General features: G+C 59.8%; 23 protein-coding genes. 9 read left to right on the plus strand and 14 right to left on the minus strand.

Going from position 1 to position 25480, the window contains the following annotated elements; translation table 11 throughout:
* Nucleotides 1–111: 111 nt before the first annotated feature.
* Entirely contained in the window at nucleotides 112–750 is a 639-nt protein-coding gene (locus XpopCFBP1817_RS04590; RefSeq protein WP_128416185.1) for a CoA transferase subunit B, read from the minus strand.
* The gene (locus XpopCFBP1817_RS04595; RefSeq protein WP_128416186.1) at nucleotides 750–1481 is read right to left on the minus strand and encodes a CoA transferase subunit A; all 732 of its coding nucleotides are present in this window, start codon (nucleotides 1479–1481) and stop codon (nucleotides 750–752) included. Before XpopCFBP1817_RS04595 ends, XpopCFBP1817_RS04590 begins: the two co-directional genes overlap by 1 nt.
* A gap of 134 nt (nucleotides 1482–1615) precedes the next feature.
* Between XpopCFBP1817_RS04595 and XpopCFBP1817_RS04600 the strand changes: the two genes are divergently transcribed.
* Nucleotides 1616–2962 (plus strand): phosphohexomutase domain-containing protein, encoded by a 1347-nt coding sequence (locus tag XpopCFBP1817_RS04600; protein WP_128416187.1) that lies wholly within the window; start codon nucleotides 1616–1618, stop codon nucleotides 2960–2962.
* A gap of 43 nt (nucleotides 2963–3005) precedes the next feature.
* The gene (locus tag XpopCFBP1817_RS04605) at nucleotides 3006–4409 is read left to right on the plus strand and encodes a mannose-1-phosphate guanylyltransferase/mannose-6-phosphate isomerase (protein ID WP_128416188.1); all 1404 of its coding nucleotides are present in this window, start codon (nucleotides 3006–3008) and stop codon (nucleotides 4407–4409) included.
* 119 nt (nucleotides 4410–4528) lie between these two features.
* Here XpopCFBP1817_RS04605 and rfbD read toward each other — a convergent pair whose 3' ends face one another.
* From rfbD to rfbB, 4 genes are read right to left on the minus strand one after another with little or no spacing between them, the layout of a single operon-like run.
* The gene (gene rfbD, locus XpopCFBP1817_RS04610; RefSeq protein ID WP_128416189.1) at nucleotides 4529–5437 is read right to left on the minus strand and encodes a dTDP-4-dehydrorhamnose reductase; all 909 of its coding nucleotides are present in this window, start codon (nucleotides 5435–5437) and stop codon (nucleotides 4529–4531) included.
* Nucleotides 5434–5991 carry a dTDP-4-dehydrorhamnose 3,5-epimerase gene (rfbC, locus tag XpopCFBP1817_RS04615; RefSeq protein WP_128416219.1) on the minus strand — a complete coding sequence of 186 codons (558 nt, stop codon included), beginning with the start codon at nucleotides 5989–5991 and terminating at the stop codon, nucleotides 5434–5436. The genes rfbD and rfbC overlap by 4 nt, the downstream gene beginning before the upstream one ends.
* Nucleotides 5988–6875, minus strand: a complete 888-nt coding sequence (gene rfbA / locus XpopCFBP1817_RS04620; RefSeq protein WP_128416190.1) for a glucose-1-phosphate thymidylyltransferase RfbA — start codon at nucleotides 6873–6875, stop codon at nucleotides 5988–5990. The genes rfbC and rfbA overlap by 4 nt, the downstream gene beginning before the upstream one ends.
* A gap of 54 nt (nucleotides 6876–6929) precedes the next feature.
* The gene (gene rfbB / locus XpopCFBP1817_RS04625; RefSeq protein WP_128416191.1) at nucleotides 6930–7985 is read right to left on the minus strand and encodes a dTDP-glucose 4,6-dehydratase; all 1056 of its coding nucleotides are present in this window, start codon (nucleotides 7983–7985) and stop codon (nucleotides 6930–6932) included.
* Between the two features lie 229 nt (nucleotides 7986–8214).
* Here rfbB and XpopCFBP1817_RS04630 point away from each other — a divergent pair, with 229 nt between their 5' ends.
* The 7 genes from XpopCFBP1817_RS04630 (at nucleotide 8215) to XpopCFBP1817_RS04660 (ending at nucleotide 15080) form a co-directional block, all read left to right on the plus strand.
* On the plus strand, nucleotides 8215–8961 hold the full coding sequence (locus XpopCFBP1817_RS04630) for an electron transfer flavoprotein subunit beta/FixA family protein (protein ID WP_128416192.1): 747 nt from the start codon (nucleotides 8215–8217) through the stop codon (nucleotides 8959–8961).
* 84 nt (nucleotides 8962–9045) lie between these two features.
* Nucleotides 9046–9990 (plus strand): electron transfer flavoprotein subunit alpha/FixB family protein, encoded by a 945-nt coding sequence (locus tag XpopCFBP1817_RS04635; RefSeq protein ID WP_128416193.1) that lies wholly within the window; start codon nucleotides 9046–9048, stop codon nucleotides 9988–9990.
* A 210-nt stretch (nucleotides 9991–10200) separates the two neighbouring features.
* Complete coding sequence (locus XpopCFBP1817_RS04640; RefSeq protein ID WP_128416194.1) at nucleotides 10201–10899, plus strand: NAD-dependent epimerase/dehydratase family protein; 699 nt, start codon at nucleotides 10201–10203, stop codon at nucleotides 10897–10899.
* Nucleotides 10889–11839, plus strand: coding sequence for a glycosyltransferase family 2 protein (locus tag XpopCFBP1817_RS04645; RefSeq protein WP_128416195.1), 951 nt, complete (start codon nucleotides 10889–10891; stop codon nucleotides 11837–11839). Before XpopCFBP1817_RS04640 ends, XpopCFBP1817_RS04645 begins: the two co-directional genes overlap by 11 nt.
* The gene (locus tag XpopCFBP1817_RS04650; protein ID WP_023902509.1) at nucleotides 11836–12252 is read left to right on the plus strand and encodes a GtrA family protein; all 417 of its coding nucleotides are present in this window, start codon (nucleotides 11836–11838) and stop codon (nucleotides 12250–12252) included. Before XpopCFBP1817_RS04645 ends, XpopCFBP1817_RS04650 begins: the two co-directional genes overlap by 4 nt.
* A 40-nt stretch (nucleotides 12253–12292) precedes the next feature.
* Complete coding sequence (locus XpopCFBP1817_RS04655; RefSeq protein WP_128416197.1) at nucleotides 12293–14476, plus strand: hypothetical protein; 2184 nt, start codon at nucleotides 12293–12295, stop codon at nucleotides 14474–14476.
* A 157-nt stretch (nucleotides 14477–14633) separates the two neighbouring features.
* Complete coding sequence (locus tag XpopCFBP1817_RS04660) at nucleotides 14634–15080, plus strand: hypothetical protein (protein ID WP_128416198.1); 447 nt, start codon at nucleotides 14634–14636, stop codon at nucleotides 15078–15080.
* Nucleotides 15081–15393: 313 nt separating this feature from the next.
* Here XpopCFBP1817_RS04660 and XpopCFBP1817_RS04665 read toward each other — a convergent pair whose 3' ends face one another.
* From XpopCFBP1817_RS04665 to XpopCFBP1817_RS04700, 8 genes are all read right to left on the minus strand, one after another.
* A complete protein-coding gene (locus XpopCFBP1817_RS04665) occupies nucleotides 15394–16335 on the minus strand; it encodes a GDP-mannose 4,6-dehydratase (RefSeq protein ID WP_167393828.1) in 942 nt (313 codons plus the stop codon).
* On the minus strand, nucleotides 16319–17353 hold the full coding sequence (gene gmd, locus XpopCFBP1817_RS04670; protein WP_128416199.1) for a GDP-mannose 4,6-dehydratase: 1035 nt from the start codon (nucleotides 17351–17353) through the stop codon (nucleotides 16319–16321). Before gmd ends, XpopCFBP1817_RS04665 begins: the two co-directional genes overlap by 17 nt.
* 75 nt (nucleotides 17354–17428) lie before the next feature.
* Nucleotides 17429–18031, minus strand: coding sequence for a glycosyltransferase (locus XpopCFBP1817_RS04675; protein WP_244171056.1), 603 nt, complete (start codon nucleotides 18029–18031; stop codon nucleotides 17429–17431).
* A gap of 33 nt (nucleotides 18032–18064) precedes the next feature.
* Nucleotides 18065–19840: a glycosyltransferase gene (locus XpopCFBP1817_RS04680; RefSeq protein WP_244171057.1), complete on the minus strand. Its 1776-nt coding sequence runs from the start codon at nucleotides 19838–19840 to the stop codon at nucleotides 18065–18067.
* Nucleotides 19837–20898, minus strand: coding sequence for a glycosyltransferase family 4 protein (locus tag XpopCFBP1817_RS04685; protein ID WP_128416200.1), 1062 nt, complete (start codon nucleotides 20896–20898; stop codon nucleotides 19837–19839). Before XpopCFBP1817_RS04685 ends, XpopCFBP1817_RS04680 begins: the two co-directional genes overlap by 4 nt.
* Before the next feature lie 51 nt (nucleotides 20899–20949).
* Nucleotides 20950–23343 (minus strand): methyltransferase domain-containing protein, encoded by a 2394-nt coding sequence (locus XpopCFBP1817_RS04690; protein WP_128416201.1) that lies wholly within the window; start codon nucleotides 23341–23343, stop codon nucleotides 20950–20952.
* A gap of 40 nt (nucleotides 23344–23383) precedes the next feature.
* Nucleotides 23384–24670 carry an ABC transporter ATP-binding protein gene (locus XpopCFBP1817_RS04695; RefSeq protein WP_128416202.1) on the minus strand — a complete coding sequence of 429 codons (1287 nt, stop codon included), beginning with the start codon at nucleotides 24668–24670 and terminating at the stop codon, nucleotides 23384–23386.
* Nucleotides 24667–25452 (minus strand): ABC transporter permease, encoded by a 786-nt coding sequence (locus XpopCFBP1817_RS04700; RefSeq protein ID WP_167393829.1) that lies wholly within the window; start codon nucleotides 25450–25452, stop codon nucleotides 24667–24669. Before XpopCFBP1817_RS04700 ends, XpopCFBP1817_RS04695 begins: the two co-directional genes overlap by 4 nt.
* Nucleotides 25453–25480 lie beyond the last annotated feature (28 nt).

Consider the following 25480-nt stretch of genomic DNA (forward strand, 5'->3'; position numbering starts at 1 on the left):
TACTTGGATTCAAAACGCCCCTCGACGTCTTCTCCGAGGAGATCCTCAACAGCGTTGCGATTCAGAGTTGAATTCGCCGGCCGGATGACCTAGCGGCCATCCGGCCTCGCCTCACGATTGAGGCGTCCGAATCGCCACACCAGTCTTCTGACGCAACTCCTCCAGCCCCACCCCGTCCGCCAACTCCACCAACACCAACCCACTATCGGTGACATCGAACACCGCCAGGTCGGTGATGATGCGATCGACCACACCGACACCGGTCAGCGGTAGATCGCATTCGGTCAGGATCTTGTGGCTGCCGTCCTTGGCGACGTGTTCCATCAGCACCACCACGCGCTTGACGCCGGCCACCAGATCCATCGCTCCGCCCATGCCCTTGACCATCTTGCCGGGCACCATCCAGTTGGCCAGGTCGCCGCGTTCGGTGACCTGCATCGCGCCGAGAATCGCCAGATCGATGTGACCGCCGCGGATCATCGCGAACGAGTCGTGGCTACCGAAATAACTGGCGCCAGCGCGCGCTGTCACGGTCTGCTTGCCGGCATTGATCAGGTCCGCATCGACGTCGTCTTCGGTGGGAAACGGGCCGATGCCGAGCAGGCCGTTCTCCGATTGCAGCCACACGTCCACGCTAGCGGGAATGTGATTGGCCACCAGCGTCGGCAGGCCAATCCCCAAGTTGACGTAGGCGCCGTCAGTCAATTCGCGCGCCGCGCGTGCGGCCATCTGATCTCTGGTCCAGGCCATCACTGCGGTCCTTCGCGCACGGTGCGCTGTTCGATGCGTTTTTCCGGCGTGGCGTTGAGTACCAGGCGGTCGACATAGATACCCGGCAGATGCACATGATCCGGATCGATCGCGCCCAACTCCACGATTTCCTCCACCTCGGCGATGCAGACGCGACCGGCCATGGCACAGGCCGGATTGAAATTGCGCGCGGTCTTGCGAAACATCAGGTTGCCGGCCGTATCAGCACGCCATGCCTTGACCAGCGCCACATCGGCATGCAGCGCGGTCTCCAGCACGTAATGTTTGCCGTCGAATGCGCGAGTCTCCTTGCCCTCGGCAACGAGGGTGCCGTAACCAGTTGCCGTGTAGAACGCCGGGATTCCCGCGCCACCAGCGCGCAGGCGCTCGGCCAGTGTGCCTTGCGGATTGAACTCCAGCTCCAGTTCGCCGGCCAGATATTGGCGCTCGAATTCCTTGTTCTCGCCCACGTAGGACGAAATCATCTTGCGGATTTTCCGAGTGGCTAATAATTGGCCAAGCCAAAACCCATCGACCCCGGCGTTGTTGGAGATCACCGTCAATCCGCTGACCCCGCTGTCGCGCACAGATGCGATCAGCGCCTCCGGGATGCCGCACAAACCAAAGCCGCCGACCGCCAGCGTCTGGCCATCTGCCAGCACCCCGTCCAGCGCCGCCTTGGCCTCGGCATAGCGTTTGCCGCTTGCCGTACCACGTCTACCCTTGCGCATCACCGCCCTCGCCTCGCTGATGTGAAGCAGCCATTCTAGCCGCTGGTTGTTCCCTGCCCTTGGTCGCAATTCCGCCACACCCAAGACACGGCGCAGCCGCTAAACTCGGGGGCCCCCCAACCCAGGAATTGCCCATGACGCTACCCGCCTTCAAGGCCTACGACATTCGCGGCCGCGTGCCGGATGAACTCAACGAGGACTTGGCGCGGCGCATCGGCGTGGCGCTGGCGGCGCAGCTGGATCAAGGGCCTGTGGTCCTGGGCCATGACGTGCGCCTGGCCAGTCCAGGCCTGCAGGAAGCGCTCTCGGCCGGCCTGCGCGCCAGCGGCCGCGAGGTGATCGATATCGGCTTGTGCGGCACCGAGGAGGTCTATTTCCAGACCGATCACCTCAAGGCCGCTGGCGGCGTGATGGTCACCGCCAGCCATAACCCGATGGACTACAACGGCATGAAGCTGGTCCGCGAGCAGGCGCGACCGATCAGCTCCGACACCGGCCTGTTCGCCATCCGCGACGCGGTCGCAGCCGATACCGCCGCACCCGGCGAGCCCACGGCAAGCGAGCAGAGCCGCACCGACAAGACCGCGTATCTGGAGCATCTGCTCAACTACGTGGACCGCAGCACGCTCAAGCCGCTCAAGCTGGTGGTCAATGCCGGCAACGGTGGCGCCGGCTTGATCGTCGATCTGCTCGCGCCGCATCTACCGTTCGACTTCGTGCGCGTTTTCCATGAGCCCGACGGCAACTTCCCTAACGGTATTCCCAACCCGTTGCTGCCGGAGAACCGCGCTGCCACCGCCAAGGCAGTCCAGGAACACGGCGCCGATTTCGGGATTGCATGGGATGGCGACTTCGATCGTTGCTTCTTCTTCGACCACAGCGGCCGCTTCATCGAAGGCTATTACCTGGTCGGCCTGCTCGCGCAGGCGATTCTCGCCAAGCAGCCGGGCGGCAAGGTTGTGCACGACCCGCGCCTGACCTGGAACACGGTCGAGATGGTCGAAGACGCCGGCGGCATCCCAGTGCTGTGCAAGAGCGGCCATGCCTTCATCAAGGAAAAGATGCGCAGCGAAAACGCCGTGTATGGCGGCGAAATGAGCGCGCACCATTACTTCCGCGAGTTCGCCTATGCCGACTCCGGCATGATTCCTTGGTTGTTGATTGCCGAGCTGGTGTCGCAGTCCGGTCGTTCGCTGGCGGACCTGGTCGAAGCACGTATGCAAAAGTTCCCTTGCAGCGGCGAGATCAACTTCAAGGTCGACGATGCCAAAGCCGCGGTTGCGCGCGTGATGGAGCATTACGCGTCGCTGTCACCCGAGCTGGATTACACCGATGGCATCAGCGCGGATTTCGGCCAATGGCGTTTCAACCTGCGTAGCTCCAACACCGAGCCGCTGCTGCGTCTGAACGTGGAAACGCGCGGCGATGCCGCACTGCTGGAAACGCGTACCCAAGAGATTTCCAACCTGCTACGCGGCTGATTTACCATCCCCCTACTTTGACTCACTGGAGTTTCCCCCGCTCATGAGCGACGTCCTTCCGATTATCCTGTCCGGCGGCTCCGGCACGCGCCTGTGGCCGTTGTCGCGCGAATCCTACCCGAAGCAGTTCCTGCCGCTGGTCGGCGAACATAGCATGCTGCAGGCCACCTGGCTGCGTTCTGCTCCGGTGGCGGCACACGCAGCCATCGTGGTGGCCAACGAAGAACACCGCTTCATGGCAGCCGAGCAGTTGCAGCAGTTGGGCGTGAAGCCGTCGGCCATCCTGCTCGAACCCAAGGGCCGTAACACCGCCCCGGCCATTGCCGTGGCCGCACTGGAAGCCACCCGCCATGGCGGCGATCCGCTCCTGCTGGTGCTGCCGTCCGATCATGTGATTCGTGACGAAGCCGCTTTTCAGGCTGCGGTGACCATCGCAGCTGCCGCTGCCGAACAAGGCAAGCTGGTCACCTTCGGCATCAAGCCAACCGCACCTGAAACCGGCTATGGCTACATCAAGGCCGGCGCAGGCACCGGCGCCACGGCGGTCGAGCGCTTCGTCGAGAAGCCCGATATGGCAACCGCGCAAGGCTACCTGGCCAGTGGTGAGTACTACTGGAACAGCGGCATGTTCCTGTTCCGCGCGTCGCGCTACCTGGAAGAGCTGCGCAAGTTCCAGCCCGCCATCGCCGATGCGTGCCAGAAGGCATGGGAAGGCGGCAAACGTGACACCGACTTCACTCGCCTGGACAAGGATGCATTTGCGTCCAGCCCATCGGATTCGATCGACTATGCGGTGATGGAAAAGACCGCAGATGCGGTCGTGGTGCCGCTGGATGCCGGTTGGAACGACGTTGGCTCATGGTCGTCGCTGCTGGACGTCTCCGAGCAGGATGGTCAGGGCAATGCGCATCATGGCGATGTCATACAGCTCGATTGCAAGAACACCTATGCATATGGCTCGCGCCTGATCGCCATGGTCGGTCTGGAGAATGTGGTGGTGGTGGAAACCGACGACGCAGTGTTGGTTGGCCACCGCGATCGTATCCAGGAGGTCAAGGAAGTGGTCAGCCAGATCAAATCGGCCGGCCGTTCCGAGGCGACCTGGCATCGTAAGGTCTATCGTCCGTGGGGTGCCTACGATTCGATCGACATGGGCCAGCGCTTCCAGGTCAAGCGCATCACCGTCAAGCCGGGCGCCACGCTCAGCCTGCAGATGCACCACCACCGCGCCGAACATTGGACAGTGGTGAGCGGCACTGCCGAAGTCACCCGTGGCGAAGAAGTGCTGCTGCTGACTGAAAACCAGAGTACCTACATCCCCCTGGGCGTGACCCATCGCCTGAAAAACCCGGGCAAATTGCCGCTGGAACTGATCGAAGTGCAGTCTGGCAGCTATCTGGGCGAAGACGATATCGTGCGCTTTGAAGATACTTACGGGCGCACCTGATCGGTCGTTTGCGGGACTCTGCTACATATCAGCAAACAGCCGGGGATTCCCGGCTGTTTGTTTTTGCGGCTTTCATTCGTCGGCAGGTATCGTGGTTGCCACCGATCTGAGCCGCGACTTTAGTGTTTGGCAGCGGCGACTTCGGCAATCACGCGCTGCAGGCCAAGCTGCCAGTCCGGCAACACGATGTCGAATTCGCGCTGCAGTTTTTCGATCGACAACCGCGAATACGCCGGCCGCTTTGCCGGCGTCGGGTAGTCGGCGGTGGTGATGGGCACCACGCGCGGCGCACGCGACAACAGGCCTTTGCTGACCGCTTCTTCGAAGATCGCTTCGGCAAAACCATGCCAGCTCGTCTGCCCTGCTGCGGTGAGATGCCAGGTACCTGATGTGTTGGCACTGCGTTGACGCAGCAACTGCGAGGTGACATCGGCGATCAAGGCAGCCGGCGTCGGGGTTCCGATCTGATCGGCCACCACGCGCAGCTCGTCGCGCTCTGCACCCACACGCAGCATGGTGCGCAGGAAATTCGCACCATGCGATGCGTACACCCATGCCGTGCGCAGGATCAGATGCTGCGCACCGGTTGCACGAACGGCGTCCTCGCCAGCAAGTTTGGTTTCGCCGTAGACGCCTAGCGGTGAGGTTGGCGCCTCTTCGGGATACGGTGCTTCACCCTGCCCGTCGAAGACGTAATCGGTCGAATAGTGCACCAGCGGGACGTTATGGGCAGCACACCAGTGTGCGATAACGGCGGGTGCCTCGGCATTTGCGCGCATTGCACTATCGCGGTCCTGTTCGGCGCGATCCACTGCGGTATAGGCGGCGGCGTTGACGACACGCGAAGGGCTGATGCGATCCAGCAAGGCAGTCAGTGTGTTCGGCGAGTCGAAGTCTGCCGTCTCGCAAGCGGTGCCATCAGGCAACTGACCACTGCGTGTTGTTGCCTGCACGGCACCATCCACTGCCAGTGCGCGTAGCAATTGTGTACCGACCTGCCCGTTCGCCCCAAAGACCAACGTGGTCACGGCGTAAACACCGGCAAACGGTCGATCGACACATCGCCGAGGAACGGCGCGTTGGCATCCTTGGCGGACAGCAATGGATCGCTGATCGGCCAATCGATACCGATTGCAGCATCATCCCAACGCACGCCAGCATCGGCTTCCTTGACGTACACGTCGGTGCACAGATAGCTGAACAATGCTTTCTCCGAGAGTACCGCGAAACCATGCGCAAAGCCTTCAGGAATCCAGACTTGGCGTCGGTTTTCTGCATTTAGCAAGACTGCGGTCCAACGCCCAAAGTGAGGAGATCCGCTGCGGATGTCCACCGCCACGTCGTAGACCTCGCCTTCAAGCACGCTCACCAATTTGCCCTGCGGGCGAGGCCACTGATAGTGCAGACCGCGTAGCACGCCCCTGGCGGAAGTGGAGACGTTACTTTGCACAAAATTTGTCGGTAAGCCCTGCTGTCCGAAACGCTCCGCATTCCATGTTTCGAAAAAATAACCGCGCTCATCGCCAAAGACGGCAGGCTCGATGACGACACAGCCGGGCAAGGTCGTTTCGATCACTTTCAAGGGACAACCCCGCGCTTGGCTAATGCGTTCAAATATTTTCCGTAGCCATTTTTCAGCAGCGGCGCGGCCAAGCGCTCTAGCTGCGCCGCATCGATCCAGCTCTTCCCAAATGCAATTTCTTCCGGACAGCACACCTGCAAACCCTGCCGCATCTGGATGGTCTCGATGAAATTTGCCGCTTCGTGCAAGGACTGATGCGTACCGGTATCCAGCCACGCGTATCCGCGCCCCAACGGCTCGAGATGCAAGTCGCCAGCATCGAGATAACACCGGTTGAGATCGGTGATTTCCAGTTCGCCGCGTGGCGATGGCTTCAGGGCAGCCGCGTAATCGCTGGCCTTGCCATCGTAGAAGTACAGGCCGGTGACCGCATAGTTGGAGCGTGGCTGCGCCGGCTTTTCGGCAATGTCGATGACCTTGCCATGCTGATCGAATTCGGCAACACCATAGCGCTCCGGGTCATTGACCCAGTAACCGAACACCGTTGCACCCGGCTCGCGCGCATCCGCGCGGCGCAAGGTGTCGGTCAAGCCATGACCGTGGAAAATATTGTCGCCCAGCACCAGGCAACTCGGCTTGCCATCGACGAAATCGCGGCCGATCAGATAGGCCTGCGCCAATCCATCCGGACTGGGTTGCACGGCGTAGTGGATGTTGATTCCCCACTGCGAGCCGTCGCCCAGCAATGACTGGAACAACGCCTGCTCATGCGGCGTATTGATAATCAGAATGTCGCGAATACCCGCGAGCATCAGCACGCTCAGCGGGTAATAAATCATCGGCTTGTCGTACACCGGCAACAGCTGCTTGCTGACGCCTTTGGTGATCGGATACAAGCGCGTCCCGGACCCGCCCGCCAGAATGATGCCTTTACGTTGCGTCATGAGCCATTTCCTATGGAGGCCCGCACATCGGCGGGCTCTTGCGAGAGACTCGCGTTATGCCGCGGCGCCGATGCGTTCCAGGCGATAGCTGCCATCCAGTACACCCTGCACCCACGCCTGGTTGGTCAGATACCACTCCACCGTCTGCGCAATCCCCTGCTCGAAGGTATACGCCGGCTCCCAACCCAGCTCGTTCTTCAACTTGGAGGCATCGATCGCGTAACGACGGTCGTGCCCGGGGCGGTCGGTGACATAGGTGATCTGGCTTGCGCGCGGCTTGCCGTCTTCGCGCGGACGATGCTGATCCAGCAGCGCACAGATCGCCTGCACGACCTCGATGTTCTGGCGCTCGGAGTTGCCACCCACGTTATAGGTCTCGCCGACATTACCCTTAGCCAACACCGTGCGGATCGCCTCGCAGTGATCGCTGACGAACAGCCAGTCGCGCACCTGCTTGCCGTCGCCATACACCGGCAAGGGCTCACCGGCCAGCGCCTTGGCGATCACCAGCGGAATGAGTTTTTCGGGAAAGTGATACGGACCGTAATTGTTCGAACAATTGGTGGTCAGCACCGGCAGCCCGTAGGTGTGGTGAAACGCGCGCACCAAGTGATCCGATGCCGCCTTGGATGCCGAATACGGCGAGTTCGGGGCGTAGGGCGTGGTTTCGGTGAACTTGCCGGTTTCGCCAAGCGTGCCGTAGACCTCATCGGTGGACACGTGCAGGAAGCGGAAGGCATCGCGACGCGCGGAAGGCAGCGCTTTCCAGTAATCGCGCACTGCCTCAAGCAAGGCCAGAGTGCCGACGACATTGGTCTGGATAAAGGCGCCAGGGCCTTCGATGGAGCGATCGACATGGCTTTCGGCAGCGAAATTCAGCACGGCATCCGGCTGATGCTCTTGCAGCAGGCGGGTGACAAGGGCGCCATCGCCGATGTCGCCATTAACGAAAACATGCTCAGGATTGCCATCCAGCGAGGCCAACGTGTTCAGATTTCCCGCATAGGTCAACGCGTCCAGATTGACCACGCCGATTCCGCAAGATACCGCTTCCAGAACAAAGTTGCCGCCGATGAAGCCGGCACCCCCCGTTACTAGCCAAGTCGTCACTGTCTATCCTCCTGATCGCGCGCGAACCGCGCTGCGTTTTCAAACCACGCAGGATATACGGTCAAGGCGATACCGAGCGTAAGAAACGCCCGAACGGGCATGCTTGACTGCTGCACCGCGCCATCCATACGCCATCGCATGGTGCACCCTCCCCGGTTAGAATGGCGGCACTCCCGAGCCTGCCGCCGCGGCCGGGCCTTCCCGCAATAGCTGAAGGATCTCGTACACGATGAAAATCCTCGTCGCCTACAAGCGCGTGGTGGACTACAACGTCCGCATTCAGGTCAAACCGGATGGATCCGGTGTGGTGACCGACGGCGTCAAGCTCTCGCCGAACCCGTTCGACGAAATCGCCCTGGAAGAGGCGCTGCGCCTGCGCGATGCCGGCATCGCCACCGAAGTGGTGGTCGCCACCCTGGCGCCGGCCGATGCTGCCGCGCACCTGCGCAACGGCCTGGCCATGGGCGCCAATCGCGCCATCCACGTGGTGACCGATTCCGCCATCCAGCCGCTGACCGCCGCACGTACCCTGCTCAAGCTGGTCGAGAAGGAGCAGCCGGACCTGGTCATCCTAGGCAAGCAGGCGATCGACGACGACGCCAACCAGACCGGCCAGATGCTCGCCACGTTGTGGGGCCGCCCGCAGGCGACCTTCGCCGGCAAACTGGTCGTCGCCGATGGCAAGGCCACGGTGACGCGCGAGGTCGACGCCGGCCTGGAAACGTTGGAAGTCGACCTGCCGGCCGTGATCACCACCGATCTGCGCCTGAACGAGCCGCGCTTCATCAAGCTGCCGGACATCATGAAGGCCAAGAGCAAACCGATGGAGACGCTGGCATTTGCCGACCTGGGAGTCGATGCGCACGACAGTCTCAGCACCACCCACTACGCCGCGCCGTCCAAGCGCAGCCGCGGCGTGATCGTCAAGGACGCCGCCGAGCTGGTGGCCGCACTCAAGCAGAAGGGACTCTTGTGATCGTTTCTGATCAAGAGTCTGGCCATCCATGGCCAGGCTTCTCAATATACGAAGACGTGTGCGCCAACCTTGAAGGAAGTTCCGATGTCTAAAATTCTCGTTGTCGCCGAACACATCAATGGTCAGCTCAATGCGGCCACCGCCAAGACCCTCAGCGCCGCGCTGGCAGTATCGGCCGAGTCCATCGATATCGTCGTACTGGCTGCCGATCCTGGCGCCGTTGCCGCGCAGGCCGCGCAGTTAGCAGGCGTCGCACGCGTGCTGACTGTGGCAAACGCCGCCAACGAGCATGCCATCGCGCAGGTGCTGGGGCCACAAATTGCCCAACTCGCCGGCCAGGGTTACAGCCATGTATTCGGCCCCTCCACGACCTTCGGCAAGGATCTGATGCCGGTCGTGGCCGCATTGCTTGGCGTCAATCAGGTTTCCGACCTCATGGCGGTCGAAGATGCCTACACCTTCAAGCGCCCGATCTACGCCGGCAACGCGATCATCACCGTGAAAGCGCCGTCAGACCAGATCGTGGTTGCAACCGTGCGCAGCGCCTCGTGGCCGGAAGCCGCGACCGGTGGAAGCGCCCCTGTCGAGTCGGTCACGGTCGATGCCACGCTCCCGACCCACACGCGCTTTATCGAGCTGGCCGCAGGTAAATCCGATCGCCCCGACCTGCAGAGCGCCAAGCGAGTGGTCTCCGGTGGCCGCGGCGTCGGCTCGGCCGAGAACTTCAAGCACATCTACAACCTGGCCGACAAACTCGGCGCCGCCGTCGGTGCCTCGCGCGCTGCGGTGGATGCCGGCTACGTGCCCAACGAACTGCAGGTGGGCCAGACCGGCAAGATCATCGCCCCGGAACTGTATGTGGCCATCGGCATCAGCGGCGCGATCCAGCATCTGACCGGCATCAAGGACGCGGGCACGATCGTGGCGATCAACAAAGACCCGGAATCGCCGATCTTCGAGATTGCGGATATTGGGTTGGTGGGGGATTTGTTTGTGTTGCTGCCGGAGCTGGAAAAGGCGTTGGGCTAACGGCTACGCGCAGGGTTACGACGGCCGCCACAGCGAACGGTATACTGCGCCGTCGGCGTGGCGGTTGCACCGCCTGACGTTTTAATGCCTGATGGGGGCACGCTACGGCCGGAGCGGGTGTTGGCCAGTGACGATCGTATAGCGCCGGCGACCTTGTCGTTGTCCGCCGCTGTGTAAGGAGAAAGTCGATAAATGGGAATTGGTAATTAAGTGATCATCGGCAATGGCCTGTTGGCCAGATCCTTCGCAGCAGATAAGCTCGCTGAGCTCAACGCCACGGTATTCGCCTCCGGGGTGTCCAATTCATCCGAGACCGATCCTGCGGCATTCGAAAGGGAAGCACGCCTGCTGGTCAAGGCCCTGGACGACGCGCGGGGCCGTTTCGTCTACTTCAGCACGTGCAGCGTGACAGACCCCGACCGCGCCGAAACTCATTACGTCCGCCACAAGCTGAAAATGGAACGGCTGATCGCGGAACGGGACGAGTCTCTGATTCTGCGCCTGCCTCAAGTCGTAGGCCGCACCGACAACCCACACACCCTGTCCAACTACCTTGCCAGTGGCATCCGCAACGCGGAGCCGTTACGCCTCTGGGTCAAGGCAGTGCGCTGCCTGATCGACGTGGAAGATGTTGCCCGATTGACCCTTCATCTGGTTGAGAACCGCCTAGAGACCAATGCTGTGCTCGATCTGGCTCCGCCAGAAAACGTCACCATGCTCGAGCTGGTCTCGGTGCTCGAGGCCACGTTGGGCAAGAAGGCAACCATCGACTTTGTGGACCGAGGCGGCGGTGCCACGCCCGATTCGGCACCATTTGTTCGTTATGCAACTGCCACCGGCATTGACTCCTCTCCCGGATACATCGCCAGGCTGATCCGCAAATACTACGGAACAAGCGATGCAACCTGATATTTCCGTCGTCATCCCGGTCTATGGCAGCGCCAGCATTCTGCCCACGCTTGCAGAGAAACTCGAGGAGTCGCTGACTGCGCTCACCGACAAGTTCGAAGTTGTACTGGTGTACGACTGCAGCCCGGATAATTCCTGGCAGGTCATCACAGCGCTGTGCGCCTCCCGGCCCTGGTTGAAGGGAGTCCGGCTGCGCAAGAACGCGGGGCAGCACAATGCGTTAATGGCTGGATTCGGTGTGGCACGCGGCCGTTACATCGTCACCATGGATGACGATCTGCAGCATTCGCCGTCCGACATCGGGCGCATTGTGGCAGAGCTGCGCAGCGGAGCGGATGTGTGCTACGCGCAGTTCAAAAGCCGGCGACACGCTCTCTGGAAGCGCCTCGGCAGCCAGTTCAATGACCGCATGGCTTCGTGGCTGCTCGCCAAACCTCGCGGGCTGTATCTTTCGCCGTTTCGTGGCTTGATCAGCGAAGTACGTGACGAGATATTGCGCTACGGTGGCCCCTTCGTCTATGTCGATGGCCTTATCGTCCAGAGCACCAGCAATATCACCACCATAGAAGCGGAGCACCACGCTCGAAGCGACGGCAAGTCTGGATACAGCCTGCGCAAATCCATCTCGCTGTGGATGCAGATGGCCACAAGCTTCTCGATCACGCCATTACGGGTAGCGTCGCTGACAGGAATCGTCTCTTCCGGGCTGGGCTTCCTGTGCGCCATCGTTCTGATCTTGCAAAAGCTGCTTTGGCCACACACCGTCATCGGCTGGACCTCATTAATCGTCGCGGTATTGATCATGGGCGGCATCCAGCTACTCGCGCTGGGCGTGGTGGGCGAGTATGTAGGGCGCGTGCTGCTGAACGTCAGCAATCGTCCCCAATACATAAAGGGCCAACAGCTCAACGTAGGCCAAGAGCAAGAGAACGTGCAGTGATACCGCAGCGCCATCGCGCCCTAGCCGCACGCTTTCTGCGCTTTTGCATCGTTGGCGGCGCCAGTACCGTCGCCTTCAGTGCGCTCACCTGGTTGGCTGTCTCAAAGCTCGGCATGCAGCCGACCATGGCGACAGCGCTCTGCTACCTGGTGTTGGTGCCAATCAATTTCGTCGCGCACCGCAGCTTTACGTTCGTGTCCTCTGGTCATCTGAGTTCGGAAGGCTTGCGCTTCATTTTGCTGCACAGCTTCAACCTCGCCTTGTCCATCATCGGAATGGGCGTGGCTGTGAACAGTCTGCACTTGCATTACGCGTGGGGCATTGCGTTCTCGGCCGTTGTCGTGCCTGTCGTGGTATTTCTCGTGATGAATTTCTGGGTCTTCAACCGGGACCGACGTCGCGATCACGTCTAAATCCAACCTACGCCTCAACTGCAACCAAACAAGTTATCGAATGTCCAACCTCCTTACCCGCAACGACGCTTCCCAACGCACCATGCTGTTCATCGCTTGCTCCATAGCGATCGTCATGCTGCTTTGGCTTCCCTTCGGCTTCAACATGATGGGGCATATCGAGGAATGGGATCTTCTGAGCCTGTTCACTCGCCACGGCGTGTTCTACTTTGTTGGCGAGGGAGGGCCACTTCCTACCCACCGCATGCGGCCTCTCATGCTGTTGCCGAATGCGATCGCGTACCAACTATCGCCCAATTCCTTTTTCGCCATGCATCTACTGCAGATGCTGGCCTTGGTGTTGAAGGGCGTTTGCGGCGGAATCATAGGGTGGTGGCTGCTGCGCTCGCGGCTCTATGCCGTGTTGTTGGCGCTGCTGGTGGTCATCTATCCCGCCGATACGATGCAGCTGTCGTTCCGTTCCTTCCATATCAACTGGTCTGTCGGGTTGGCCTTGGCCGGCGTGATCGGGATTGTGCACGCATATGAAAGTGAACGGATGGCCAGCAGGACCAGAGCGATCCTGTTGTCGCTGCTGTCCACCGCCATGTTCGTCGTCGCCACGCTGATCTACGAGTTGGCGTTGGCATACGCAATCTTGCCTCTGCTGTTGCTGTGGTGTCGGTTGGGGTTGGTGGAAACGATCCGGGTGCCGCTACGCCGCTGGCACGTTTCGCTGGTCTGGTGCGTCGGCGTCTTGGCTTGTGCGGCTTACATCTACTACGTCGCCAAACACGGTTCGACCTACCAGGGGGACGTATTGAAGGGCCAGGCGGGTGGTATTGCCCTGCTTAAGGACCGCGCCCACGTAATGTTCTACACGGGCATCGGGCGAAGCGTGGTGGGCGGCTGGATCGACGCCGCACGGATTATCTTCGTCGAGTACCGCAGCTTCTGGTATCTGTCAGCCATTGCGCTGATGGCAGTGGTTCTGCTCCGCTACGTACGCGAACCTGTGTCCACGCCAACGTCGGGAAAGCACATCGGCGCACTCTGGTCGCTGCGGGTGCTCTTCACTGGTGTGGTGTTTGCTGCCGTCGGTTATCTCCCCTTTCTTGCGTCGCCAGCGCATACCAGCATCAGTCAACGCACCTTTCTTTTCGCGACGCCGGGCGGGGCACTGGAAACGGTGGCTCTGGTCATGCTCCTCTCTGGAGCGCGTCGAACCTTGGCGGTATTGTTGGGAACTGTGCTGATCGTATTGGGCATGGCGGCGCAGATGTTCCAGTTCCATCATTACGAACAGATCTCCGATACAGAGCGCGAGGTCCTCAAGAACGTGGCCGTAAGCCTGCCGGACATTGCCAACGAACGCGATCTCCTCATTCTCGATGGCTCCCATCGGATCAACAGCGTGTGGATGCTCCGGGAAAACATGATGAACGCGCTGACATACTTGTACGGGAAGCCGATCAACCGGGTGCAGATCTGCAATCAGCCTGAGAACGACTGGCAACGCACGGATGAAAGAGGCCGCACCGGCCAATGTGCCGAGTACCCTGACCACTGGGAGTTCAGCTCAGGCGCAACGGTCGATGGGCCCGGCTATACGTCGCCGCCGCAAAGCGTTCTATATCGCGCAGACAAGAGCACGACGCAGGTCGTACGCATTCCCGAAAACGGCATCGTGCCGCTGCTCGGTGCGCGCAAAGACGAGCTTTCGTTGCGCAACGACACCGTTTCGCGGCGCTATCGCGCCATGCTCGCTCCGCCCCCCTGGCTGCTGGCGTTCGATCAGTTCCGCCACAGGGACCAAGAGGCTAGCTTCAGGTGGGATTTCGGCCGCTGGTGGAACTTGGACGTGCCTGCACCCGGTCGAGGATGGCAGGATGCCCAGTGGCAACCCGAAGGTTCCGCAGAACGTGCTTCGTTTTCGTGGAACGTGGTGGAGAATCCGTGGCTTCAATTCCGCCTCAAACCCGCTGGCGGGACGTATCTGGTTCGTGGAAAGGTCAGGGCCATTGCGCCCGGCATACACCCTGAGCAGCTCGCCGTTTCAGTAAACGGGCATGTGGTCCCGCTACGTTGGCTTAATGCCAGTGAGTTTTATGGAGAATTGCCCTCGTCCTTCCTGAAGAAGGACGACAATCGGGCCACTTTCCTGCTCCCCGTCGATAATCACTCTTACGGGATCGGTATGGCCTTCGATTGGATCAAGGTCGCGCCGATCGACTCGGCTAACTAAAAGACATGCGCATTCCTTCCCACACCATTAACGGCCAGGATTCAAGATGATTACCGCAAACCACGGTATTAGGGTTGCCGTGCTGGCTGCCGTCTTATGCGTGTTACTTCCTGGCTGTACGGCGAGAGAGACCGATTCTTCCCTGGATGCTGCTTCGATGAAACCCGCCATGCTTTCGGCAGGTAAGACAGTAGGCCCTGCAGATTTGCGGCCCTTTCTGACAAATGGCTGGTCCAGCGATGAACCGTTCGGCGTATGGTCCATCGGCGAGGATTCGGGGCTTTTGGTGCGAATCGAGAAATCGGCGACAGCGGGCAACCAGCTTTTCTTGCAGGCTGGCGGCCTATGGGCTCCGCAACGCCAATCCATGGAGGTCAGTGCTCGCGTCAATGGCGGAAACTGGCAACATCAAACGCTGACAGCAGCCGCGCCAGAACAGCAGCACATCAGCGTTGCCCTGCCAACGTTGGCGGCTGGCGATGAGGTCAGGGTCGAACTCCACTACGATCACCCCGCCTCCCCAGTTGAACTTGGACTGTCTTCGGACACGCGTGCTCTGGGCATCTCACTCAGGTCTTTGCAGCTGTCAGGCCGCACCCCCTAGCAGCCGCTGGCCATGGTTGGGCAAGCCAGCAAGTGGACTTGCACCTGACTTCACTCGACCTGTATTTGTTGGGCGCCTCTGAACGTGGTTGACAGCACGCGCAGGGTGGAGTCATTCAGATCTCCAGGTCAGCCACTTGATCGTATGCCTGCCGACCAACCAACAGCCCGCGTCACGTCAGACGCAACGTGACACAGGCTGTCTGGCCGCATCAATCTCGTACTTCAGGCTTCTCTGCGTCGGCGCCGTGCATACGCGCAGATAGATCACCAAGCCCAGCTAGCTGCCGGCATTCCGTTCGGCCGAGCATCGCTCAGCCTTCTTCCAGCATCCATTCCAGGGTTTTCCGCAGCGGCGGAGACGTCCAGCTTCCCGCAAGTTCCTGCAGCAACCGGTTATCGCCGCACAGCATCTTGACTTCATTGCTACGGACGAACTTCGGGTTCACCGAAACTTCCAACGAATGGCCAGTGATCTGTGTGCACAAGTCGATCACTTCCCGAAGGGAATAAGCCGTTCCGGAGCACACATTGACCGTACGACCGATGGCGTCGGATAACTGCAACAGCTTGCCGTAGGCGGATGCCACCGCCCTGACATCGCCGAAATCGCGCGATACATCCAGATTTCCCAACTCGATCCGCAGCTCGCGCCTGACAAAATGCGAGACGATCTTGGGGATCAGGAAGTTTTCCGACTGCCCCCTGCCGGTGTAGTTGAACGGCCGGACCACGATGACAGGCAACCGACTCTGCCAAAGCCGAATCACGTACTCCATGCTCAGTTTGCTGATGGCGTAATCGTTTGCCGGCGCCGCGGCGACCGACTCGTCCAAGCGTCCCTCCGAGGAGTTGCCATAAACGTTGGCACTGCTGGCGATAAGCAGGCGCCCAGGAGAGATTGCAGCCTCGTCCACTGCCTGCAGCAAGTGGCGCGTACCAACAAGATTTACATTGTAGAAATCATCCGCACTACCATGCCCCACAAACGCAAGCGCGGCCAGGTGAATGATGATGTCCGGAGAAGTCGTTTTCAGCACCTCACGCAAAGCATCCTGATCACGCAGGTCGGCCTGATAATGACGGTCGACCGGCGCCAGGGCGCTGGCCCAGCGCGGTGCGGGCTGATCAGAACCGCCGAGCCCCAGCACTTCGCAACCCAGGTTTTTTAGTTCATCGGCCACATAGCGGCCGGTAAAACCGGACGCGCCAGTGACCAATACCCGCTTTCCAGCAATATCAGAAGGAAGCACCACGTTCGTTCCTTTTCAGATCTGCTTCCACCATCATTTGGCAAAGCGACTCCAGGCTCGTCTCAGGACGCCAGCCCAGTACGCGTTCGGCCTTTTCTGGATTGCCGATGAGTAATTCCACTTCGGCAGGACGATGGAACTTCGGATTGATTTTCATCACCGTCTTACCGGTCTGCACATCCACAGCAATCTCGTCAACATCACTGTTGCGGAACTCAACGTCGATCCCGGCGCCCTTGAACGCCATGCTGACGAAATCACGGACGGTCTCGGTGCGGTTGGTCGCAAGCACAAAGGTGTCCGGCTCGTCTGCCTGAAGCATCCGCCACATTCCTTCGACATATTCCCGTGCAAAACCCCAATCCCGCTTCGCGTCGAGATTACCCAGCTCTATGCAGTCCAGCAGGCCGAGCTTGATCTTCGCGACGGAGTCGGTGATCTTGCGCGTCACGAATTCGCGTCCACGCAGTGGGCTTTCGTGATTGAACAAGATGCCGCTCGAACCGAAGATGTCGTAGCTTTCACGGTAATTAACGGTCATCCAGTGCGCATAAAGCTTGGCCACACCATAAGGACTACGCGGGTAGAACGGCGTGGTCTCGATCTGCGGGACCGCCTGCACCTTGCCGAACATTTCCGAAGTCGACGCCTGGTAAAAACGAATATCCCGATTAACCTGGCGGATCGCTTCGAGCAGGTGAACCGGACCGATACCGGTAATCTGCGCGGTGGTCGTCGGCTGGTCGAACGACACACCGACGAAACTCTGAGCAGCCAGATTGTAGACCTCTGTGGCGCCAGCGCTTTCAAGCATGCGGATGCTTGAACCCAGATCGGTCAGATCGTATTCGATCAGATGAAGGTTCGGGTGGGCTGCGATCCCCAGCTCCTCGATCCGCCAGAAATTGACGGAACTCGTTCGGCGATAGGTGCCGAACACACGATATCCCTTATCCAGGAGCAATTGGGCCAGGTAAGCCCCGTCCTGACCAGAGATTCCAGTAATCAACGCAGTCTTCATTAACACATTCTCTTATTTACGAAACAGTTCCAATTCCAAGCCTGGCGCAGCAGGCTCGCGTCGATGGCGTTACCGTCACTGCCTAGTGAGCGGCTTTCCATCCTTGCCGCAAAGGGTCGGCTTGCCCTGATCTTCACAGCTCTTAAACGGGCCGTCGTCCAACGGCTGAATCTGGTAGTCGCTGTACCATGCGACCGCCTCCTGTACGAGACCGAAGCGCAGCGTGTTGCCTACCACGGCCTGGGCCGGGACCTCAGCGACGACGTCAGCAGATCCGCCAGCAGGGATACCCTGCGGCGGCAGCGGAACGCGCACGAACTCCTTTTTTACCATCGCACCGGCACCATCAACCAGCGAAACGGCGAGGTTGACCGGCATCTTGCCTTTCGAGTTAACCGCGACTTTTCCGGTATTGGTGACCTTGACCACAACTTTCAGGATCTCACCTTTTTTAAACAGCACAGGCTCAGCCGACACAGCGTATCGAGCACCCACCTGGTCCTGCGGGATTGGGGCCGAGATGCCTTCAACTTCCGGAGCCGCCGCCGCAGACTGCTGCGCGTCGGCTGACTGCTGGGCGTTGTTGTTCGGGGATTTGGAGCAGCCAGTGACAACGATCGCCGCAGCCAGCGCGATGGCTGCACCAACGACACGACGGGATTTGTTCATTTTTTTCATGATTAAGGACTTTTTATGAATGGATAAGTTTTTTCATGGCGAGGCCGCCTCTACGTGCACGCTGGCACGCGCAGGCATAAAGCCCCTGTGTTTGAACCAGCAAACGGATTCTTGGACCAGATCAATTTCCAGCTCATACTCCCCGGGAACGTCAGGCGCACGGATAATGATCTCATGGATACCGGATGACGACGGGCGTACTACATCCTCCAGAAAATGACGAGCCTGCTCGACCCGCTCCAGCGAAGGGTCGGACGAATGCCAGAAATAGCCCAGATATATTCCAAAGGGCTTGATAGTGTGGTCAGACGGGCTGAGCCAGGGGAAATCCCCCTCATTGGTAAGCTGAACGCGCAAGGGAATCACGTTCGAGGCCTCCACAACGCTGAGATCAGCGTCAACCACGGCCGCGGAACCCTGGAATGCCGTGTCAGGCAGTGGCTCTGTATAAGGATACGGCCCTACCGTCTCGCCGGTGATCCGGGCATGCGAGTCCAGCTTCTGGTCGTCAAGAACTGCCAGCGCCGCATCCACCCAGCGATCCCCCTTCAGGCCGGCGCGAACGTCGATCCGCTGCAGCTCGCTGCCGAGCGGGGAGTCGGCGTCCACCCTCATGCTCGCTATCGCGTCTGCCACCCTGTCGCGGAAATCGGAGAAGACGCGATGGGTGCGCAATAGCCGCGCATACTGCTCCGCCGCAGCAATGGGGGCTAACGAAGGTCGTCCTGCCGAATCGGCACATTCCTCTGCCCAGCGGGCATACGACTCGGGATATTGCGCTAGATGCAGCAACAGTTCCGCCAGCGCGATCGCACAGTCATTGTCGGGAACGATCTTTTTTACACAGCCGGGAAGCTCGGCATACCAGCCATGGTCGGACACGATTGTCGGAAGCCCGGCCTGCATGGCCTTGGAGACCACAGCAGACGCTTCGCCCATGGTGGGCTGCCGCAAGGCGATCATCATGTCGGCTCGTTCGAAGACCTTCCAGAAATTTTCGTCGTCGACACGGCCGTGGTTGATCAATCGAACGTTACGCAGCCCTGTCAACGCCTCAAGCTGGCTCGCCACCGCAGGCTCGACGTCTCCTGCGATCTCCAGCGCGAGCGGCTCGTCCAGCGCCTCGTCGATCATGGCCAGTGCCTGCACAACCCAATCAAAGCGACGGTTTACCTGACCTCCGCCAAGAAGCGCGATGGTATTCAGCCGGCTGCGGACGCGGTGGGGTGCCACTATCGGATAGAGCTGCGGCACCACCGTGATGGGGAGCCAGGGAAAATCCTTTGCGATCCGGTCCGCTGAGTATCGAGAATGCACGACCATTTCGGTCGCATACTGTGTTGCGACATGATGCAGCGGATAATCAACCACCTGGGCGCGGCCCCATATCGGCGTGCCGAGACGAAGAGCCACCGTTGCGGCTCTGACCTGTGATGTTGAATGCCACTTTTCCAACAAGCCACCGTAACTGGCGCTGTCCAGTCGACCCGCATCGCTCAATACGCCAGCCGCCATATGGTGAAGCACCAGGTCATGCAAATGCACGATTCCGGGCACGGCCGCCATGAGGGGAAGCATCCAGCCGTGGAACGTCGGGTGGTTTCCCATCTGATACACGACGGCGTCTGCTGCGCGCAGACTGGCAAAGATCTGTGACGCGCCTTTCTGCTCGACATCCGCAACGGTGACCGTCTCAACCGACAAACCGCAATCACGCAACATGTCGACCAGGCCGGCCGCGTACTCGGCAATGCCGGACCGATCAGGCGGCTGGGGCCCGACCAGTGCGACTCGGAACGGAGCACTCAAAGCCTGCTCTCCACGAGTTGACGGATCACGCGGTCCCAGGTGATGGTCTCGCTGAGGCGATGTCCTTCCTCAGCCAGCACGCGAAGCTGGGCCGGTGTCCTGGCATAGCAGTCCAGCAGGCTCTCGGCGATGGCCTCCGGGGTCGGAGCGGTCACCCAGCCGCTGCCGGTGGACCGCACGATACGGCACACTTCGCCGCTGTCATCAACGGTGATGACCGGCTTATGCGCGGCGAAACTTTCGAGAGTCGCGAAACCATAGTCCTCGTCGACTGGCGAATAGAACACCGCGCGGCAACTGGCGATCAGCTCAAGCAAGCGGACATCTTCGATAAAGCCGGCCAGTTCGACCCTGTTTTCCAGGCCCAGCTCGCGCACCAGCGGAGCCAATGCGCGTGCGTAGTCGCTTGCACCAGTTCCGGCGATGACGACCTTTGCATGCGGTACGTGCTGGGCTGCCCGGATCAACAGGTCCGGCCGCTTCATCGATTCAAGACGACCGATACACAATACGAAATCCCCGTATTCGCCCGACTTGATGTGCGGCGCCAGCTTGGACGGCGGATACAGCACTTCCGAAGACAGGCCGCAATACTGCGTCAGCCGGTCAGTAACCGTCTGGGAAATTGTAAACCGCGAATCGATGTCGGACAGCATCTCCTCGTCCGACACACGCAATGCATCGCGCACCGCAGAATCCCTGCTGCTCAAATGGGGCTGATCGAAGCGCGTATGCGCGAGGTCGTAGAGCACCCTATGCTGGTGCACAAGCCACAGCGTCTTGTTGGCATGCGACGCTGCGTAGGTCGGAAACTTGGTGCAGATGCACAAGTCAATCTTCTGCCCGTTGGCCTCGCTGAGGTCCAGCAGTCGCCAGGAAAGCATCGCAGAGAGGATCTCGGTTTCCGGATACCACTTGTAGGGGAGTTGCACCAGCTCAGCGACGACGTGGCGCTGCTTGCCCCACAAATTGATCTGACGCACCAACTCTTCGTTGAGGAGCTCGGCGCCTCCGCGAACAAACGGCACCTGCGCGCCAAGTACGATAATTCTTTTCAAAACCGAGTCCCCTTTCGATATTGCCCTTGCCACTGCGATGACTTCCGTGAATTACTGCTCGGGTTTCCTTACTCGGCGCCCGATTTGGTCGAGCGCGGCCAGCCGCTTCTCCAGCGCCGCATCCGCTGGAGTTGGCAGGTCCTGGCCATAAGCGATGGCATTGGTCGGTTCCGTCTTTCTGGGCACTATCTGTGCCAGAGGTTCATCACGCCTGAGCACCTTGGTGGTCACCCATCTCAGCGGCGCGGTAACGCGCCACGAACGACTGGTATGGAAGTCGGCAATGAGCCCCTCTAATCCACCAACAATGTACTCAAGTTCGCGAACCCGAGCACGCGAGGTTTCCACGTCCTGATTGCGCTGCGACAGATTGGCCTGCAGCTCCTTCAGCCGACGCCGATCGTGTTCGCCCGATGTTTCGGAGCGCTCGATCCGCTGCAGGAGGGAATCCACATTGGAGTGAAGCTCCACAACCTTGGCTTCCAGGCGTTCGTTGGACAGCTGCTTTTCAGCTACTTCTTCCTGCAACTGGTCTCGTTCTGCAGTCAGTCTGCCGAGATCGGCCGCCAACAACTCCGCGAGCTCGCGAGCGCGCTGCCGTTCTTCCAGCTCAACCTCAAGCTCGGTGATGCGATGGGAGAGCTCCAGGTTGTTGGCCTCGAACGTTGCAGCGCGCGCCTGGAGTTCGGCGGCCTGTTCGCGGAACCTGTCCCTGCCCGCCTCAGCCTCAAGGGCCCGACTCTCCAGTACCGCTGCCTGCTCACTTAGCTGGCCAGTGCTTTTTCCCAGCGCGTTTGCACGCTCTTCGAGCTCTTTCGCGTGCTCTTCGAGTTCCTTGGACCACTTGGCCATGCGCAGGCTGTTTTCCTCCAGGTCGTGATAACGGTCAGCCGCCATCTCGATCTCGGTCTGAAGCGCGACAAGCTTCTCCTGTCCCTGTTGCGCATCGTCGAGGACGCGCGCCAGCGAAGACTCGCTTGCCATCAATGCGGCGTGTTCGTGTTCGCTATGTGTAGACAGTGCACGCACATATCCGCTGTAGGTGCGTAGGGATCGCTGAAGGTACTGATAGATCGACATCCACTCCGGCACTTCATCGGATACCGACTCCGGCAATGCCAGATTGTCCTGTAGCTCCTTGAAGGTCCAGTGCGTCTGTGCTCGCCCGAACAAGCGAATGAATGCATTCCGATACCGGAAAGGCAGTGACATCAGATCCAGCGCCGGCTCTCGGCTCGGGCTAGTAGGCACGATGTGACGCTCGAGAATCTCCTTCACTGTAATCAGGAAAGCCAGCAGCGGATCGTCCAGCCAGGAACTATCCGTCGCCTCGGAAGAAATGGCACCGTAATCAATCAGGACAGCATGCCCGTCCCGGGTCATGAGCACGTTCCAGCAGCGCACATCGTTGTGATACAGACCCGCGCGTTCAAGCGCCACGAGCTGATCCAACAGTTCCGATACGACCCGGTCGGCATCGTAGAGCGTCTCGTCGTCAATCAGCTCCGACAGCAAGCGACCCTTCATCATCTCCCTGGCAAGGAAAAGGTCGGAGCGGTCTTCCAGCGCTGCGATCAGGCGGGGAGCACGATAACCGTCGGGAGGGTTTCGAAGAAAATCGACTTCATTTTGGAACTCCTTGAGATTGATCTGCGCACGGTCGCCTATGCCGAGCGTCATTTTCTTCACAAACACGCAGTCGCCGAAGTAATAGCGCCTGCTGTATTGGTGGGTGCCCCTGCCATGGGCGTGCGATTCGCCCGACCAGGAATTGAATTTCCCAACGACCCCGTCCGCATACCACAGCCTGCTGCTCGCAAAATACAGCGGCCGCGCGATCGCCGACAGGTGAGTCGTCTGCCGTGACAACAACCGGGTAAAGGAATAGCCTGCCAGCAGTTCCGCTGGATCGCTCGGCAAAGAGGCGGCCCAATAGAGCGGCTCCTCGCGCAAGGCCATCTCGAAGATGCCTGCTTCGGTGGAATCGGCAAGCTTTTGACACAACCTGCGGACGCGCTCAACGCCCTGGGCATGCACCAGGTGGTGGAACACGCTTAGGCCCAGCACCAGGTCGTATTCCCTGTCTTCGAGCCGCTCGATCACTTCCTCGACCGTTGCATGTTCGAAGCTGGCTTCAAGTGCAGGGTTGTCGCTAGCAAGCGCCTGGCACAGCGCAATGTTCCGGTCGAGGAAATCCACACCATGCACCCGGTGGCCTTTGGCGGCCAGGCTCAGGGAGAAAAAGCCCTGCGCACAGCCAAAGTCGAGCACGCGCAGTGGGCGTCCAAGCGCGTCCTGCATTCGCTTCGCGCATTCGGCAATCAGCACGAGTCTGTCTTCGCACCCCCTCGAGCTTCCCTCCGAAAGTTCCGGGTGCCCGAAGATCGGCTGGTACTTTTCCGGCAGCGCCGTTACCAGCGCGCTGATACTTTCTGATCCGGTCATGACTCTTTGGCCTTTGAGTTGATATGAAAACGCCAGAGGCTCATGCAGATGCCTCCACGATCTCGAAATCTGCCTTGAGGTCCATCATTCCCCAGAACAACATGGCTCTGGCGACATCGAGCACGATGGAGTCATACCGTCTGTCCAATGGCACCAATTCGGTCAGCGGGTCGCCACTGGACACGCCCAGCGACACCAGATAGTTCGCTTCATTCAGGTCCAACGGCATGGTGAACTTGCAGACGATTACATCGCCAGCCTTGACGGCCATGCCTACTCTTCCCTCACTGGACAGGAAGGAGTTGGTCCCGTACAGGAATAATCCTTCGAGCGTTTTTACGAGAAAGCCTGGAACAACATTGTCGAAATCGCGGTCAAACGCGATCTTCACATAGAACGCCGTCCTTGAGCCGCTCTCCAGCCGCGGTGGGAACTCCTGCCCTTGGCTGACAACCACGTAATCGAGGATTCTTGCGCCGCCATGTCCCCAACGGTGCTCATTTGCGTTGTAGTAGGGCCGGGTATGAAACACATCTTCGCTGCCGCCGGCCATCGCCTGCGGCGCGTCTTTGGTATCGGCCTGGAGTGAGACAGGCTTCTGACCAAACAGCTCGTCCAGATAAAGATTGGATACATCACGGGAGGGCCCGTCGGCGTAAACCCGGCCTTCCTTGATCAGGATTGCCCGATCGCAATGCTTGACGATATCCCCAGCCGAGTGGCTAACGAGAATGAGGGTCGTGCCTTCGTCCTTAAATGACTTGATGCGTTTAAAACATTTAGCCTGGAAGTAAGCATCGCCCACCGACAATGCCTCGTCGACAATCAGGATGTCGGGACGAAAAGCAGTAGCAACGGCGAAGGCAACACGCACCTGCATGCCGCTGGAATAGGTACGCACCGGTTCATCAAAGTACTCTCCGATCTCAGCGAAATCCTGGATCTGTGGCAATACTGCATCGATCTGATCGCGCGCATATCCCATCAGGCCTGCGGAGTGGCGCGCGTTCTCCCGCCCACTGAGCTCAGGATTGAACCCCATGCCAAGTTCCAGGATCGCGGCAATACGCCCGCGACGCACGATTCGCCCCTCGGTAGGCTGGGAAGTTCCCGTGATCAGCTTGAGCAGCGTGCTTTTGCCGGCACCATTGCGTCCCATGATCCCGATCGACTCGCCGGCAGCAATCGAAAAACCGACATCTCTCAGAACCCAGTGCTCCTCCCGTGGCTTGACCTGCAGACCGAACCAGCTGGCAGCACGCAGCCATTCGCTGCCCCAGACTCGATAGGATTTCCCCAGTCCTTCAACCGTCAACATTGCGCTCATAGTGCATCCACCATTTCCGCGCTTGCGCGGCGGAAAACCACCAGAGACAAAGCGCCCAGCACCACTGTCGCCGCCATCAACGGGACAAGGTCCATCCACTCGGGAGAGCGCCCGTAAAGTAGGACCTGCTGATATGCGCTAACGAGCGGAAACAGCGGGTTGAGCTTGAACAATTGCTGCGTCTGCTCTGGAAGGATATCGATGGTGTAGACGATAGGTGTCACCCAGAACATCGCCTGCAGAACGACCGGTACAACCTGCCCAATGTCGCGCACGAAGACATTGAAGACGCCAAGTAGCAGTCCGATCGACATCGCGAAAGCCAGCGTCAGCAGCATCAGCAGCGGCAGCCAGGTTGCTTGCGGCCCCAACGTGTGACCCAAAATAGCGAAAACGATGAAGATCGCCAGGAACAGCAGAAGGTTGTTCACCATAACGGTGCCACCGGCAATGAGTGGAAGACAGATCCGGGGGAACGCCTGCTTCTTCATGAGATTGCCGTTATCCACAAACAATGAAGCACATTTACCGATGCATTCGGCAAACAGGGTCCAGCAAAGCGTTCCGGCCATCAGGTACAGCGCGTAAGCAAACTTGTTGTTGACACCAGGCAGCTTCGCCGCAAGAACCTCAGACAGGATCGTCGCAAAGATCAGTACCTGCATGAGCGGATGGATGATCATCCACAATGCGCCCAGCTTGCTCTGCACAAAACGCAGACGCAGATCGTTCCTGATCGATGACAGGATGAAGTAACGGAAGGCCCATACGGACCGGATCATATCCAACGTTGCTACCTCAGAAATTGTT

The sequence above is a fragment of the Xanthomonas populi genome, from assembly GCF_002940065.1.
GTDB lineage: Bacteria > Pseudomonadota > Gammaproteobacteria > Xanthomonadales > Xanthomonadaceae > Xanthomonas > Xanthomonas populi.

Excerpts from the sequence above, each read along its gene's own strand:
- XpopCFBP1817_RS04630 (WP_128416192.1), top strand. The coding sequence starts at position 8,215 with ATGAAAATCCTCGTCGCCTACAAGCGCGTGGTGGACTACAACGTCCGC.
- XpopCFBP1817_RS04590 (WP_128416185.1), bottom strand. The coding sequence starts at position 750 with ATGGCCTGGACCAGAGATCAGATGGCCGCACGCGCGGCGCGCGAATTG.
- XpopCFBP1817_RS04635 (WP_128416193.1), top strand. The coding sequence starts at position 9,046 with ATGTCTAAAATTCTCGTTGTCGCCGAACACATCAATGGTCAGCTCAAT.
- gmd (WP_128416199.1), bottom strand. The coding sequence starts at position 17,353 with ATGAAGACTGCGTTGATTACTGGAATCTCTGGTCAGGACGGGGCTTAC.
- XpopCFBP1817_RS04605 (WP_128416188.1), top strand. The coding sequence starts at position 3,006 with ATGAGCGACGTCCTTCCGATTATCCTGTCCGGCGGCTCCGGCACGCGC.
- XpopCFBP1817_RS04675 (WP_244171056.1), bottom strand. The coding sequence starts at position 18,031 with ATGAAAAAAATGAACAAATCCCGTCGTGTCGTTGGTGCAGCCATCGCG.
- rfbA (WP_128416190.1), bottom strand. The coding sequence starts at position 6,875 with ATGACGCAACGTAAAGGCATCATTCTGGCGGGCGGGTCCGGGACGCGC.
- XpopCFBP1817_RS04595 (WP_128416186.1), bottom strand. The coding sequence starts at position 1,481 with ATGCGCAAGGGTAGACGTGGTACGGCAAGCGGCAAACGCTATGCCGAG.
- XpopCFBP1817_RS04695 (WP_128416202.1), bottom strand. The coding sequence starts at position 24,670 with ATGAGCGCAATGTTGACGGTTGAAGGACTGGGGAAATCCTATCGAGTC.
- XpopCFBP1817_RS04700 (WP_167393829.1), bottom strand. The coding sequence starts at position 25,452 with ATGATCCGGTCCGTATGGGCCTTCCGTTACTTCATCCTGTCATCGATC.
- XpopCFBP1817_RS04655 (WP_128416197.1), top strand. The coding sequence starts at position 12,293 with ATGTCCAACCTCCTTACCCGCAACGACGCTTCCCAACGCACCATGCTG.
- XpopCFBP1817_RS04645 (WP_128416195.1), top strand. The coding sequence starts at position 10,889 with ATGCAACCTGATATTTCCGTCGTCATCCCGGTCTATGGCAGCGCCAGC.
- XpopCFBP1817_RS04690 (WP_128416201.1), bottom strand. The coding sequence starts at position 23,343 with ATGACCGGATCAGAAAGTATCAGCGCGCTGGTAACGGCGCTGCCGGAA.
- XpopCFBP1817_RS04660 (WP_128416198.1), top strand. The coding sequence starts at position 14,634 with ATGAAACCCGCCATGCTTTCGGCAGGTAAGACAGTAGGCCCTGCAGAT.
- XpopCFBP1817_RS04600 (WP_128416187.1), top strand. The coding sequence starts at position 1,616 with ATGACGCTACCCGCCTTCAAGGCCTACGACATTCGCGGCCGCGTGCCG.